The organism is Micromonospora andamanensis (genome assembly GCF_016863495.1).
Lineage (GTDB): Bacteria > Actinomycetota > Actinomycetes > Mycobacteriales > Micromonosporaceae > Micromonospora > Micromonospora andamanensis.
This window is the reverse complement of record NZ_BOOZ01000125.1, coordinates 1-819: the sequence shown is the minus strand read 5'-3', so window position 1 is coordinate 819 and position 819 is coordinate 1. Positions and strand designations below refer to the sequence as shown.

General features: G+C 58.7%; 1 protein-coding gene. It reads left to right on the top strand.

The window, feature by feature from the left end; genetic code table 11:
• On the top strand, window positions 1-818 hold an 818-nt coding region (locus tag Van01_RS32765; protein ID WP_204015844.1), incomplete at its 5' end, for an FG-GAP repeat domain-containing protein.
• Window position 819: the final 1 nt, after the last annotated feature.

Sequence of the window (819 nt, the reverse complement as noted above, 5' to 3'; positions counted from 1 at the left end):
CTGATGACGGTACGGTGCAGTTCGCGGATCTGACTGGTGATGGTCTGGATGAGATCATCTCGGTGCGTCCGGATGGGCGGGTCTACGCTTACCGTAATCGTGGTTGGGGGGATCCGACTGTCTACACTGGTTCGGATTCTCGGCTGGTGGCTGAGGGGTTCCACGATCCGCTTCGTACCATGTTCGCTGATGTGAACGGTGATGGGCGTGATGAGATCATCTCCATTTTCGCTGATGGTGATGTGCATGCGTATGTGAATCAGGGTTGGTCGGCGACGAAGGTGTACGACGGTGCGAATCAGCGTGTGGTGGCGGAGGGCTTCACGGATCCACTGCGTACCAAGTTCGCGGACATCAACGGTGACGGGCGTGATGAGATCATTTCGTTGTACGCCGACGGTGATGTGCACGCCTACGTGAATCAGGGTTGGTCGGCGACGAAGGTGTACGACGGCGCGAACCAGCGTGTCGTCGCGCAGGGTTTCGTTGATGGTCCGCGTACGAAGTTCGCCGATGTCACAGGTGACGGCCGCGACGAGATTATTTCGTTGTTCGCCAATGGTGATGTGCATGCGTATGTGAATCAGGGTTGGTCGGCGACAAAGGTGTACGACGGCGCGAACCAGCGTGTGGTCGCGCAGGGCTTCACTGATCCTCGGCCGACCAAGTTCGCCTCCCTTACTGGCGACGCCCGAGCCGAGATCATCGCGATCTACCACAACGGTGACGTCCACGCCTTCGTCAACCAGGGTTGGTCCGCGACCAAGGTCTACGACGGTGCCAACAAACGCATCGTCGCCCAAGGCTTCACCATCTGAC